The 12,552-nt window shown below is 52.9% G+C and carries 12 protein-coding genes; 8 read left to right on the forward strand and 4 right to left on the reverse strand.

All coding sequences use genetic code 11. From position 1 onward, the window contains the following. Window positions 1-121 precede the first annotated feature (121 nt). From acpH to fba, 7 genes are all read left to right on the forward strand, one after another. The gene (gene acpH, locus ACMYSK_RS13735; protein WP_434636065.1) at window positions 122-703 is read left to right on the forward strand and encodes an ACP phosphodiesterase; all 582 of its coding nucleotides are present in this window, start codon (window positions 122-124) and stop codon (window positions 701-703) included. A gap of 170 nt (window positions 704-873) precedes the next feature. Continuing rightward, entirely contained in the window at window positions 874-1,476 is a 603-nt protein-coding gene (locus ACMYSK_RS13740; RefSeq protein ID WP_004858569.1) for a peroxiredoxin, read from the forward strand. 426 nt (window positions 1,477-1,902) lie between these two features. Beyond that, window positions 1,903-2,358 carry a PTS sugar transporter subunit IIA gene (locus ACMYSK_RS13745; RefSeq protein WP_434636066.1) on the forward strand — a complete coding sequence of 152 codons (456 nt, stop codon included), beginning with the start codon at window positions 1,903-1,905 and terminating at the stop codon, window positions 2,356-2,358. Beyond that, the gene (locus tag ACMYSK_RS13750; RefSeq protein WP_434636067.1) at window positions 2,352-2,639 is read left to right on the forward strand and encodes a PTS sugar transporter subunit IIB; all 288 of its coding nucleotides are present in this window, start codon (window positions 2,352-2,354) and stop codon (window positions 2,637-2,639) included. The genes ACMYSK_RS13745 and ACMYSK_RS13750 overlap by 7 nt, the downstream gene beginning before the upstream one ends. 168 nt (window positions 2,640-2,807) lie before the next feature. Next, complete coding sequence (locus tag ACMYSK_RS13755) at window positions 2,808-4,199, forward strand: PTS ascorbate transporter subunit IIC (protein WP_434636068.1); 1,392 nt, start codon at window positions 2,808-2,810, stop codon at window positions 4,197-4,199. Between the two features lie 62 nt (window positions 4,200-4,261). Then, window positions 4,262-5,224, forward strand: coding sequence for a carbohydrate kinase family protein (locus ACMYSK_RS13760; RefSeq protein WP_434636069.1), 963 nt, complete (start codon window positions 4,262-4,264; stop codon window positions 5,222-5,224). Between the two features lie 17 nt (window positions 5,225-5,241). Further along, window positions 5,242-6,102, forward strand: a complete 861-nt coding sequence (fba, locus tag ACMYSK_RS13765) for a class II fructose-1,6-bisphosphate aldolase (RefSeq protein ID WP_434636070.1) — start codon at window positions 5,242-5,244, stop codon at window positions 6,100-6,102. An 87-nt stretch (window positions 6,103-6,189) separates the two neighbouring features. Here the strand turns inward: fba and ACMYSK_RS13770 are convergent, their stop codons facing one another. From ACMYSK_RS13770 to ACMYSK_RS13780, 3 genes are all read right to left on the reverse strand, one after another. Beyond that, window positions 6,190-8,058, reverse strand: a complete 1,869-nt coding sequence (locus ACMYSK_RS13770; RefSeq protein WP_434636072.1) for an amidohydrolase — start codon at window positions 8,056-8,058, stop codon at window positions 6,190-6,192. A 24-nt stretch (window positions 8,059-8,082) separates the two neighbouring features. Continuing rightward, window positions 8,083-8,628: an antibiotic biosynthesis monooxygenase gene (locus ACMYSK_RS13775; protein WP_434636073.1), complete on the reverse strand. Its 546-nt coding sequence runs from the start codon at window positions 8,626-8,628 to the stop codon at window positions 8,083-8,085. A gap of 184 nt (window positions 8,629-8,812) precedes the next feature. Further along, window positions 8,813-9,454: a hydrolase gene (locus ACMYSK_RS13780; RefSeq protein WP_032689277.1), complete on the reverse strand. Its 642-nt coding sequence runs from the start codon at window positions 9,452-9,454 to the stop codon at window positions 8,813-8,815. Between the two features lie 337 nt (window positions 9,455-9,791). Here ACMYSK_RS13780 and ACMYSK_RS13785 point away from each other — a divergent pair, with 337 nt between their 5' ends. Then, window positions 9,792-10,694 (forward strand): LysR substrate-binding domain-containing protein, encoded by a 903-nt coding sequence (locus ACMYSK_RS13785; protein ID WP_434636074.1) that lies wholly within the window; start codon window positions 9,792-9,794, stop codon window positions 10,692-10,694. Here ACMYSK_RS13785 and malZ read toward each other — a convergent pair. After that, entirely contained in the window at window positions 10,685-12,508 is a 1,824-nt protein-coding gene (gene malZ / locus ACMYSK_RS13790; protein ID WP_434636075.1) for a maltodextrin glucosidase, read from the reverse strand. The two genes, ACMYSK_RS13785 and malZ, sit on opposite strands and share 10 nt — an antisense overlap. Window positions 12,509-12,552: the final 44 nt, after the last annotated feature.

A 12,552-nucleotide genomic window follows, 5' to 3' on the forward strand; every position in this document is an offset into this window, starting at 1 on the left:
CTAAATAATCCGAGTCGCAGGAAGGCGGCAGCTGAGAGAATGTCCGGGAACTTAGTCAACTCAGTGACCGGGAAGAACGCAGGAAGCCAACGCACATGCAATTTAAAGCATAACGAGTATTATGAATTTTCTCGCACACCTGCATTTAGCTCATCTCGCAGACAGCTCCCTGCCCGGTAATCTTCTGGCAGATTTCGTTCGCGGTAACCCTCAGGCAGACTACCCGGCCGACATCGTCGACGGCATTTTTATGCATCGCCGTATCGACGTCATGACCGATAATCTGCCGGAGGTCAAAGCAGCGCGCGAATGGTTTCGTCCGCAGACCCGCCGCGTAGCGCCCATTACGCTGGATGTCATGTGGGATCACTTTCTCTCACACCACTGGGCACGTATTTCACCCGATATGCCGCTCAGTGAATTTGTCCGCTATGCCCAGGCGCAGGTGACACCGGTGCTACCCGATTCACCGCCGCGCTTCGTTAATCTCAATGCCTATTTGTGGTCGGAGCGCTGGCTTGAGCGCTATCAAGACATGGACTTTATTCAGCGCGTCCTCAACGGCATGGCCAGCCGTCGTCCGCGTCTTGATGCCCTGCGTGACTCCTGGCAGGATCTGGATACCCACTACGAAAAACTTGAGCAACAGTTTTGGCATTTTTATCCGCGCATGATGGCGCAGGCCACCCGGCGTGAGTTATAAAAGATTGCGCTTTCACACAGAAAGGCTATTCTGAACTTCGTTTTCTGATAGACATTGATAGACAAAACCTATCTCATTGATTGTCAACGTCACGTTGAGTTCGCATGAACCAGTCCCTATACTTGCCCGCGTTGCGTTCCAATTAACCTTATTATTAACAGGAGAATCATATGGTTCTGGTCACTCGTCAGGCTCCGGATTTTACCGCAGCAGCTGTTTTAGGTAACGGCGAAATCGTTGAGAAATTCAACTTCAAACAACACACCAACGGTAAAGCAACCGTCCTGTTCTTCTGGCCGATGGACTTCACCTTCGTTTGCCCGTCTGAGCTGATCGCTTTTGACAAACGTTACGAAGAATTCCAGAAGCGCGGCGTAGAAGTTGTTGGCGTCTCCTTCGACTCCGAATTCGTTCACAACGCATGGCGTAACACCCCGGTAGACCAGGGCGGTATTGGCCCGGTTAAATACGCGATGGTTGCTGACATCAAACGTGAAATCCAGAAAGCTTACGGTATCGAACATCCGGACGAAGGCGTTGCACTGCGCGGCTCCTTCCTGATCGACGCTAACGGCGTTGTTCGCCACCAGGTTGTTAACGATCTGCCGCTGGGTCGTAACATCGATGAAATGCTGCGTATGGTTGACGCGCTGCAGTTCCACGAAGAGCACGGTGAAGTTTGCCCGGCACAGTGGGAAAAAGGAAAAGAAGGTATGGCCGCGTCTCCGGAAGGCGTAGCAAAATACCTGACCGAGAACGTATCCAGCCTGTAATCGGCATACGTTCAGAAAAAGGCTCGCGCATGCGGGCCTTTTTTGTTTTAGCTGCCGCGCATTTTATTCTCTGCCGCGTTATTGCACCCTCTTGTTCTTCCCAGACGGCTTTTTTTGTTATCAAACTCAAGCTTTGAGAAAAAATCACCCTGATATTTGTGATGAGCAATGCATTTCTCAATAATAAAATCATCTGATTTTTAATCTTTCTCGTCTTATATTTTCCACCGATTTCACCATCAAGACACAACCAATTGATAACAAACAACATAATAAATGTTATTTTCCCTTAAAAAATAACTCAAATATCATTTCGCTGTGATCAACTTCAATGTTTAAAAATTCAAATGTGATCTAACCCATGATTTTACGCCGTCTATTTGGTCATGATTTAACTCAGAAAAGAAATTCGTTAAGGATTAGATTATGGATATCATCTTTGATCGTCGGTTAATCGCACTTAACCAGAACATTTCTACCGCTAGCCAGGCGATCGAATTATCTGGGACGTTACTTAACCGCCAGCAAATTTGTCGCCCCGAATACGTTAAGGCGATGCTGGAGGTCTATGAGGATTTTGGTCCCGCTATTGTTATTGATGACGGGCTCGCAATGCCTCACGCTCGCCCCGAAAAAGGAGCCTCCCGTACCGGATTTTCTTTAATCACTACCCAGCATCCGATTCATTTTGGCCACGAGGAGTTTGACCCGGTGAGCGTGATTATCGGCATCGCCGGTGCCGATGCCGATAGTCATATCAAGATGATCCAGATAATTGCCTCATTAATTGAGTCAGATATTGTCGCATTCCTCCGCAACGAGCATGACATCGATACAGTATTCAATTTCATCCACAATAAAATGGAGTCGTCATTATGTTAGTTATCAGAACAGTTTGCGGTAACGGTATTGGCAGTTCATTAATGGCCGCGAGCAATGTAAAAAAAATATGTGATGAATTAGGCATCAAAGCTGACGTCGCCTCCGTTGATTTTGCCAATGCCGTAGGCGAAAAAGCCGATCTCTATATCACCATTAAAGAATTAGCGAATCAGTTCCCTGCGCATTGTCATGTGGCTATTATTCGCAGCTATGTCCATAAAGCTAAAATTGCTGAAGACATTACCGACGCCCTGACAAAAATTGCTGCAACTCATTCTTAATCATTATTAAGAGCCTATCCCAGTAGGCGTAAATTGTTGCAGCCAGTTTCGACACGGACAGCGCGGTAAAACCGGAGCGTACACGCAGTACGTGAGGGTTTTGAGCGCTGCCCAGGGCCAAAATGGCAAATAAAATAGCCTAATGGGATAGGCTCTAAGGACACGATCATGCAGGCTATACTTACATTCTTATCAGAGATATTCAGTCAACCCGCATTTCTGATGGGGATTATCGCATTTGTCGGTTTAGTGGCACTGCGCTCCCCTGGAAATAAACTTCTCACTGGCACCTTAAAGCCCATCCTTGGTTATTTAATGCTCAGCGCCGGTGCCGGAGTCATCGTTGCGAATCTTAATCCGCTCGGCGGAATTATCGAAGCCGGATTTAATATTCGCGGCGTTATTCCCAATAACGAGGCTATCGTTTCCGTTGCGCAAAAAGTGCTCGGCGTAGAAACCATGAGCATCCTGCTGCTGGGCTTTATCTTTAACCTGCTTATTGCCCGCTTTACCAAGTACAAATACATATTCCTCACCGGCCACCACTCTTTCTTCCTGGCATGTCTGTTTTCCGCGGTACTGCAAGCGGCGGAATTCCGCGGCTGGATGCTGATTCTGATTGGCGGATTCTTACTCGGCTCATGGTCTGCGATCTCTCCGGCCATTGGCCAACGCTATACCAAGCAGGTCACCGAAGATGGCGGCATTGCGATGGGTCACTTCGGCTCGCTGGGCTATTACATCTCCGCATGGATCGCCAGCAAAACCGGGAACCCGGCCAACTCATTTGCCGATACCGAAATTTCTGAACGCTGGGGCTTTCTGCGCGACACCACGGTCACCACCGGGATCGTCATGTTCATTATCTACTTTGTCTGTAGCGCCGTTGCCGGCACCGAATACCTGCGGACGATAACCGACCAGAATATGCTGATCTTCTCTATTCTGACCGGCCTGCAGTTTGCCGTCGGTGTTGCCATCGTCTACAACGGCGTGCGTCTTATCCTTGGCGATCTGGTACCCGCTTTTCAGGGGATTAGCCAGAAGCTGATTCCCGATTCGATTCCAGCCGTAGACTGCGCGGTGTTCTTTACCTTTAGCCCAACGGCGGTGGTCGTCGGTTTTATCAGCTCCTTTATCGGCGGTCTGGTGGGAATGCTGATGCTGGGCGCATTCGGGATGGCGCTTATCATTCCCGGCATGGTGCCACATTTCTTCTGCGGTGGGACTTCCGGCGTCTTCGCCGACAAGCTGGGCGGCAAACGAGGCTGTGTCATCGCTTCGTTTATTGGCGGCATCTTTCTCGCCTTCCTGCCGGCAATGCTGCTACCGGCTTTAGGCAGCCTGGGCTTTGAAAACAGCACCTTTGCCGATTTCGATTTCGCCGTCTGGGGAATCATTATCGGTAATGCCTTCACCCAGTTTGGTCAGATAACGATCTATTTGATTTGCTTCGCCCTGCTCATCGCTTTGCTGGTGCCTTTCTGCTTCCGTTCAGTTCGCGTGGTCGGAGATACGCTCAGCTACGAAGCGCTCACGGCGAATAAGAAAAATGAATAGGGTTTCATTTTTCCCTGCGGGAAGAACGCTTCCCGCAGCTGACGACATTATCAGGAGTTGTTATGGCTATATTGTCCATAGGATTTTCATGTTTTGATCAGTTCTTCTTTCTGAATGAGTGGCCGCAGGAAAACACCAAAAACTTCTGCCATGACTTTATTGAAAGCGGCGGTGGCCCGGCGGCAAATGCCGCATGGCTGCTGGGATTATGGGGCGAGGATGTCTATTACATCGGCCATCTGAACTCAGATATTTATGGCCAGCGGATTGTTGATGAATTTGCTCAGGCCGGCGTGGATACCAGCCACATCGTTTTTTCCGATGAGATGATCACCCCCCTGGCATCGGTACTGGTTAACCGCTTAACGGGCTCCCGCACCATTATTACCCGTAAAATGCAGACGCCGCCTTCGTTGACCTACGATCAAAAACTGAAACTTGACGATCTCGCACAACGTCTTATTGCTTCAGAAGAACCGGTAACTTTGTTAATTGATGGGCATGAAGCTGAAATCAGTGAATATTTAATTAAAAAACTGCCTGCGGCTCGCGTAGTGATGGATGGCGGTTCCCTGCGCGCCAGCAATATCAAACTGGCAGCCTGGACTGATTATTTTGTTGTTAGTGAGCATTTTGCCAGAGATTATATGAGTTACCGCACCCTGAGCACCGAGAAAGAATTAAAAGCGGCACTCATCGAGTTAAATAAAATATGCCGGGGAGAGGCATTTATTACTCTTGGCGAGAAGGGCTGTGCATTTTTAAAAAGCGGGATGCTGCATATTGTTCCCGCCTGGCAATGCCATGCCGTCGATACTACCGGTGCCGGAGATGTTTTCCATGGTGCCTTCACCTACGGCGTTCATTACTCCTGGCATATCGATAATATTATTCTTTTTGCCAGCCTGACCGCCGCAATTTCAATTGAGAAAAAAGGCGTCCGTGAGTCTATGCCAGATCTCGCTGTCGTCCATCACTCATTAAATAACTACGAAAGAAATTTAACGCAATATTTTGATGAATAATTAACCCCGAGGTGATTATGTTAGTTTCTATGAAGGACATGCTTCAGCATGCCCTACGGGACGGTTATGCCGTAGGGCAGTTCAATATTAATAATCTGGAATGGGTTGGCGCCGTATTAAGTACCGGGCAACAGCTGCGCTCGCCGGTTATTTTGGGCGTTTCCGGCGGTACGGTGAAACATATGCTGGGCCTGAAATGCATTCATGACATCGTGGTTAATGCGATGGACTATCTACAGATTGATATTCCGGTCGCACTGCATCTCGATCACGGGACAACGCGTGAGGCTTGCGAAGCGGCTATCGAAGCCGGGTTCAGCTCAATTATGTTTGATGGTTCCCATCTGCCGTTTGCGGAAAACCTGGCTATCACCCGCCATCTGGTTGAACTGGCGCACAGCAGAGGCATATCGGTTGAAGCCGAGCTGGGGACCATTGCCGGAAGTGAAGACGGTATCGTGAATTCCGAGGTTATCTATGCCGACCCGCAGGAGTGTTACACTCTGGTCAGCGAAACGCAGGTGGACTGCCTTGCCGCGGCACTCGGTTCAACACACGGGCTTTATAAAGGGAAAGCGAAACTTGGATTTACTGAAATGAAAGCGATATCCGAACTGGTGAAAGTGCCATTGGTGCTGCACGGCGGAACCGGTATTGCCGATGAGGATATGCGAAAAGCGATTGCCTGCGGTACGGCTAAAATTAACGTCAACACCGAAAATATGTACGCCTGGTGTGAGGCCGTGAAGGCGTTATTTGCCGCCGATAATAGCCACGACATAAACGATCCACGCAAAGTTATCCGGCAAGGCCTGCTGCCCGTACGCGAGATGATCGCCCGCCGTATTCAGCTATTTGGCTCTCAGAACCGGGGCTAAGCCCGGAGCGCGAATACCACGCCCGGTAGATAACCGTACGACGCAACCCCCGGCAAACTCGCCGGGGGTGCGCATCATGTACCAGGATTAAAACGCGAAGCAGGAGCAGCCCAGCGCCCCCCAGAATGCCCGGTCGTCAGAAACCGGCACCGACGATTTACGCGCAATATCATGCTGATGGCCGTGAACGTCGCAGCTGCCGCAGCACTGATGCATCTGCACTATCGCACCAATTTTCGCCGCCGCAGGCGGAGCGGAACGATAGTGACCGGGCACCTTCACAACCGGAGACCAATCCGGCAAGACGGGAATTGACGGCGGTGCCAGCGGTGAGAAATGCCCCGCGGCATAGACCACTTTGCCGTCCACGACTGTCAGTACCGACTCGATACCTTTGATTTCCTCTTCCGGCACGCTGAAATAGTCCTTGGACAGCACCACCAGGTCGGCCAGTTGATCTTTCTCAATACGTCCTTTTTTACCTTGTTCACTGGAGAACCAGGCGCTGCCCGCCGTCCATAGCTCCAGTGCCACATCGCGCGGCAGACGATTACTCTCGTCATACATGGCCATACCGCCCACGGTACGCCCGGACACCAGCCAGTAGAGCGCGGTCCACGGGTTGTAGCTCGCGACGCGCGTTGCATCGGTCCCCAGTCCCACCGGTACCTCCAGCTCCAGCATTTTCGCCACCGGCGGCGTATGCTTGACGGCATCTTTGCCATAGCGATCGACAAAGTATTCGCCCTGGAAAGCCATCCGGTGCTGTACCGCGATCCCGCCGCCGAGCGCCTTCACGCGCTCAATATTACGTTCGGTAATCGTCTCTGCATGGTCAAAGAACCAGTGCAGGCCGTTAAACGGAATATCGCGGTTCACCTTCTCAAAAACGTCCAGCATCCGGCTGATAGACTCATCGTAGGTAGCATGCAGGCGGAACGGCCAGCGGTGCTCGACAAGATGGCGCACCACCCGTTCCAGCTCATCTTCCATCCCTTCAGGGAGGTCAGGGCGCGGCTGCAGGAAATCTTCAAAATCCGCCGCCGAGAAGACCAGCATTTCACCGGCGCCGTTGGCGCGGAAGAAGTCGGTTCCCTGCCCTGGCTTCAGCATATCGGTCCAGCGCTCGAAATCATCCAGCTCCTGTTTTGGCCGCTGGGTAAACAGGTTATAGGCAATGCGCACCGTCATCTGATCTTGCGCATGCAGCTGTTCAATAATTTCATAATCTTCCGGGTAGTTCTGGAAACCGCCCCCGGCGTCAATTGCGCTGGTCAGACCGAGCCGGTTCAGCTCACGCATGAACTGGCGCGTCGAATTAACCTGTAGCTCCAGCGGCAGCTTCGGCCCTTTCGCCAGGGTTGCGTAGAGGATCATCGCATTCGGTTTAGCGATCAGCATCCCGGTCGGGTTGCCGTGGCTATCGCGAACGATTTCGCCGCCGGCAGGATCCGGCGTCTCTTTGGTGTAGCCTACGGCCTTCAGCGCCGCACGGTTCAGCAGCGCGCGATCGTAGAGATGCAGGACAAATACCGGCGTATCCGGCGCCGCCTCGTTTAACTCCTCAAGGGTTGGCATGCGCCGCTCAGCGAACTGAAACTCGCTCCAGCCGCCAACGACACGCACCCATTGCGGAGACGGCGTACGATCGGCCTGATCTTTCAGCATTCGCAGCGCGTCCACCAGTGACGGCACGCCTTCCCAGCGCAGTTCAAGATTATAATTCAGCCCACCGCGGATCAGATGCAGGTGGGAATCGTTCAGGCCAGGGATCACCGTATGGCCTTGCAGATCGACGATCTGCGTCCCTTCCGCAGCAAAACTCATGATCCGATCGCCGCTGCCGGTGGCGAGGATCTTACCGTTGGCGATAGCGATCGCCTCAGTCAACGGGTTTGTACGGTCGAGAGTATGAATTCGGCCATTGGTGAGGATCAGTGTGGCAGTTTGCGACATAACGCTCTCCTTCAGGAGGCTGACTCAGTTTTTCTTTAACCAGCCAGCAAACAGACGGGTCACGATGGGCATCCAGAACCAGACCACCAGCGCGACCACACAGGCATCATTAATCAAATGCAGCAGCAAGCTTCCCTTTAACGAGGGAAGGAACATCCCGGTCAGCCAGGGCACCAGGTTGGTGCTGGGAAAGATCACCAGCAGCGTAATCAGAAACTGCTTCCAGCGCAGCGGCTGGCGCACGTTCGCTGCCGGCGGAGTAAACCAGAATGCCGGTTCAGTCCGGACTTCCGTGCGGTCGCCCTCATTAAGCAGCGGCGCAATTTCCGCCACCAGTTCGCGGCGCGTTTGCGACTGCGTCCAGGCATAGAGGTGTTCAATGGTGTCAAAACGAATAATGACGCTCCATAAATTCTGCCCGGCGGGGGGGCGAATCACGTTAGCGCCAAGATGGCCGGGAAACTCCGCCGCAATTGGCATAATTTTACCCAACCATTGCTCATAGCGTTCCCCGTGCTCGGGGTCGAGCATATGGCTTATGACCAGGGTCACCGATTTCTGTTGCGTCATGACCGGGCTCCTTGCTGCAGGCAAATGGCGGGATTTGCCGCCATTTGCCATAAAAGACAATACACAAAATCATTCATGCTACGTCGAGGCGACAAGATTGTACGTCCCTGGCCACTTGCGTAAATCAGTCACCGGGGCGGGCAAACGAAGCCAACAAAGAGGCAGCCTGAAGGATGAAGTGTATTTAGGCTTTACGTTCCGGCGCGCCGTGCACCATGGTATAGGCATAATCGACGCCCATGCCGTAAGCACCGCTGTGTTCGCGAACCAGATCCATGACCGCGTCATAAGTCTCTTTGCGTGACCAGTCGCGCTGGTATTCCAGCAGTACCTGCTGCCAGGTCACCGGCACGGCACCGGCCTGTACCATCCGGTCAATTGAGCGTTCATGAGCGTCAACGGAAGTGCCGCCGGAGGTGTCGGTCACCACGTAAACTTCAAATCCTTCCTCCAGCGCCATCAGCGCCGGGAAGGTCAGGCACACTTCGGTCCACAGCGCAGAAATAATCAATTTCTTACGTCCGGTGGCTTTTACCGCCTTAACAAAAGCGGCATCTTCCCAGGAGTTCATCGACGTACGTTCAATCGGTTTTACCTGCGGATGGACCGCCAGTAATTCTGGCCAGATATAACCACTAAAGCTTTTCGTTTCAACGGAAGTATAAATAACCGGAACATTAAAAATTTTGCCGGCTTTTGCCAGGGCAACGGTGTTGTTTTTCAGCGTCTGGCGGTCAATATTGGCAACGCCAAACGACATTTGAGGCTGATGGTCAATAAAAATCAGAGCAGAATTGGTTGGGTCGATCAGTTCCCGAATAGACATGACATACCTTCTTAATCAATGAGTTAAAGAGATATAAAACAAGCTTCTGTGGGTCTGGATCGTGACGGATAAAGCATGCTGAGTATAGTCAGTTATTTCTAATGAGTTATTAAAGAAATTCTCTGTGCTATTTCAATATTAATAAGCTACAGGCGATGAATTTCGGGCTGTATAAAGGCAGCAACACAGGTATATGGCGGACACCGGCATAAAAAATCAGCTATCTGGTTAACGTTGCTTATCAAAAATTTGCGCGAAAGGGTTCTAAATTATTCACTGGCATTGACCATCCAGCTTCGGTAAAACTGAGTCACCTTTTTTTACCGGTAAGTAATTGATGCGTTTAAACCTTGATGTGCTGTTAATTCTGGATGCGTTAGAGACCCATGGTTCTTTCGCCACCGCCGCAGAGTCGTTGTATAAGACCCCTGCCGCCCTGAGCTATATGATCCAAAAGCTGGAAAACGATCTGGATATTACCCTGCTGGATCGCAGCGGCCATCGGGCGAAATTTACCGATACCGGTAGAATGGTGCTGGAAAAGGGGCGTTTGTTGATCAACGCCGCAAAAGATCTGGAAAAGCAGGCCGTGCAGCTGGATGCCGGCTGGGAACGGGATCTGGATATCGCACTCGATGCGTCTTTCCCTTTTGAACGCTTACTGCCGCTGATCGACGCTTTTTACGCGCAAAACCCACAAACCCGGCTCAATTTTACCCATCACACCCTGGCCGGCTCCTGGGAGGAACTGACCCGCAACGGCGCAGATATTATTCTTGGCGCCATCAACGAACCGCCCACCTCCGCCGAATGGTCGTGGAAAATGGCCGGTACGCTGGATAACGTCTTCGTTGTCGCCCCCGGTCACCCATTGGCGGAGACGACGCAGCCGCTCGGCAACAAGCAGCTGAGCCTGCATCGCGCGGTGGTGATCAGCGATAGCGCCCGCTATTGCCATCCGCTCAACAGCAACCTCCTCACTGAACAACCGCAAATTCGCGTCGACGATTTTGCCAGTAAGGTGGCGCTGCTGCGCGCCGGACTGGGCTGCGGTTTTTTACCTCGCCATATCGCTCAGCCGTGGCTGGAGAACGGAGAGCTGATAGAAAAGCCCGTCCTCTCCTGCCGCGAGAAAGATCTCACCTATATCGCCTGGCGTAGCGATAACGACGGCCTTGCCCAGCGCTGGTGGCGGGAAGCGATTCTCCAGGACTCGTTCCTCAGCCCGCTCTATTCCTGACGGCTAAACCAGACGCTGGCGGAAATAGCCGGCAGCGTTAGCACGCCATCGTGCAGCGTGCCGGCTCCCTCTTTCACCTGCCATTCACTAACGTCCAGCAGCGGCGAATCTTCCACTACCACTTCACAGGCTTCGCCGCGGTTGATGGCGACCAGCACGCGCAGCTGCTTATACACGCGAGCAAACACCACCACGTTCTCTTCGGCATAAATCACCTGGCAGCCACCGTAGCGTAATGCCTTATTGGCTTTGCGCAGCTTCGCCATCCGCTTGTACAGCCCCAGCAGCGCAGTGTCCTGCAGAGCGGGATCCCACGGGAAGGGTTTGCGGCAGAAAGGATCGTTGTTGCCATCGACGCCGACTTCATCACCGTAGTAGATACACGGTACGCCCGGCCAGCAGAACAGCCATACTACCGCCAGCGGCAGGCGCGCAACATCTTTGCCCAGCAGCGACTTAAATCGCGCGGTATCGTGGCTGTCGAGCTGGTTAAACATCCGCAGCTGCTGCTGATGCGACAGCCCGGCACGGTAGTTATCCATCCAGGCGACGCAGGTCTGCGCGTCAATTTTCTGCGGGTCATAGGAGATATCGGTATTGGCGAGAAAACCCCACAGCGGGAAAGTAAAACCGCGGTAGTTCATGGCGGCATCTTCGGCATCCGCCTGTAACCACTGACGGGCATCGCCAAAATGTTCGCCAAAAACAAATGCTTCAGGCTGCGTTTGCTTCGCGGCCTCGGTAATACCGGCAATATGGCGCAGGTTGTTACGCGCCCCGCCGCCTTCCCCGAGCATATGCACCACGTCCAGCCGCCAGCCGTCCATACTCCACGGCGCTTTCAACCAGTGGCGAACGATGCTGTCTTCCCCGGCATAGATTTCATTCACCAGACTCTCCGAACGGTAATCCAGCTTAGGCAGGCTGGAGTAGCCCAGCCAGCTATGCGCTTCACCTTCGGCAGAGATGGTGAACCAGTCGCGCCATGGCGAATCGGCATGATGGCACGCCCCGCTGCTGCCGCGCTGATGGCGATCGAACCAGGCGTGAGAATCGCCGGTATGGTTAAACACGCCGTCGAGAATCAGACGCATCCCTTCTCGCTGGGTATTGTGACGCAGACGAATCAGCGCTCCGTCACCGCCAAATTGCGGATCGACGCGACGATAATCTTCGGTATCGTATTTATGCACGCTGGGTGCGACAAAGACCGGGTTCAGGTAGAGAGCGGTCACGCCAAGTTGCTTCAGATACGGCAGTTTTTCGCTGATACCATCCAGATCGCCGCCATAAAATGTCGAACCGCCCGCCTCGCCGGTTAACGGCTCATCCCACGATTTCTGGACAATATCATGCCCGGCGGCGTGGTGGTGATAAACCCGATCTTGCTCTGCTTCCCGCGATTCGCTGCGTGCAAAACGGTCGGGGAAGATTTGATAAAAGACCTGATCGGCCACCCACTGCGGGCCGCTATCCGGCAGATCGACGGCGAACTGTTCCAGTCGCGCCGGTGGAAAACGGTTAAAGCCCTGCGGGGTGAACCAGCGCTGGCGATCCGCCCACAGCAGCTTAAAACTGTAGCGTCGACGCGGCTGGCCGCTGGCAAGATTGATCTCGCCCCGCCATGCGACGACGCCCGGATGCGGCTCCTGCCGCAGTCGGTGCATCGGCAGCGAGAGCTCTTCATTATCTTCTTCCGCCCGCAGCGTTACCCGCTGCGGCAAGTCATCACCGCTTAGCCATAATGTGATAAAGAGTCGTTCCTGCTGCTCCTTAATAAACGGAGCCACAGGCAGGTGCCATGCCTTCAACATCGTCATTCCTCTCTCTTTAGAATGGGCACACCTTGCCACAGCGC

Source organism: Klebsiella sp. I138, from assembly GCF_051131765.1.
Lineage (GTDB): Bacteria > Pseudomonadota > Gammaproteobacteria > Enterobacterales > Enterobacteriaceae > Klebsiella.

Coding starts and splice junctions, on each gene's coding strand:
- acpH (WP_434636065.1), top strand. CDS start 122: ATGAATTTTCTCGCACACCTGCATTTAGCTCATCTCGCAGACAGCTCC.
- ACMYSK_RS13740 (WP_004858569.1), top strand. CDS start 874: ATGGTTCTGGTCACTCGTCAGGCTCCGGATTTTACCGCAGCAGCTGTT.
- ACMYSK_RS13745 (WP_434636066.1), top strand. CDS start 1,903: ATGGATATCATCTTTGATCGTCGGTTAATCGCACTTAACCAGAACATT.
- ACMYSK_RS13750 (WP_434636067.1), top strand. CDS start 2,352: ATGTTAGTTATCAGAACAGTTTGCGGTAACGGTATTGGCAGTTCATTA.
- ACMYSK_RS13755 (WP_434636068.1), top strand. CDS start 2,808: ATGCAGGCTATACTTACATTCTTATCAGAGATATTCAGTCAACCCGCA.
- ACMYSK_RS13760 (WP_434636069.1), top strand. CDS start 4,262: ATGGCTATATTGTCCATAGGATTTTCATGTTTTGATCAGTTCTTCTTT.
- fba (WP_434636070.1), top strand. CDS start 5,242: ATGTTAGTTTCTATGAAGGACATGCTTCAGCATGCCCTACGGGACGGT.
- ACMYSK_RS13770 (WP_434636072.1), bottom strand. CDS start 8,058: ATGTCGCAAACTGCCACACTGATCCTCACCAATGGCCGAATTCATACT.
- ACMYSK_RS13775 (WP_434636073.1), bottom strand. CDS start 8,628: ATGACGCAACAGAAATCGGTGACCCTGGTCATAAGCCATATGCTCGAC.
- ACMYSK_RS13780 (WP_032689277.1), bottom strand. CDS start 9,454: ATGTCTATTCGGGAACTGATCGACCCAACCAATTCTGCTCTGATTTTT.
- ACMYSK_RS13785 (WP_434636074.1), top strand. CDS start 9,792: ATGCGTTTAAACCTTGATGTGCTGTTAATTCTGGATGCGTTAGAGACC.
- malZ (WP_434636075.1), bottom strand. CDS start 12,508: ATGTTGAAGGCATGGCACCTGCCTGTGGCTCCGTTTATTAAGGAGCAG.